1 pseudogene is annotated in these 240 nt (G+C 68.8%); it reads right to left on the reverse strand.

What is annotated here, in order from left to right:
- A pseudogene (locus ACMUOY_RS20790) lies at positions 1-240 on the reverse strand (collagenase-like protease); the annotation flags it as partial.

Raw genomic sequence — 240 nt, forward strand, 5'->3', positions numbered from 1 at the left:
CCTGCGTGATGACGAGCGGCTCGGCACGCAGCGTGCCCTGCACGCCGGTCACGCCCTTGGCCTGCTTGGGGCAGAGCTGCAGGCTGTAGCGCACGCAGTGCTTGGTGATCATCAGGCTGACCTCGCCGAGCGCCTCGTGGCTCTCGTAGGCGGCCTCGATGAGGCGCACGCCGTGGCGCGCGTAGAAGGCGGCGGCCTGCTGGTTGTAGACATTGGCCAGGTAGCTCAGGCTGTCCTCGG

The sequence above is a fragment of the Candidatus Skiveiella danica genome (assembly GCF_022705245.1).
Classification (GTDB): Bacteria; Pseudomonadota; Gammaproteobacteria; order Burkholderiales; family Burkholderiaceae_C; genus Skiveiella; species Skiveiella danica.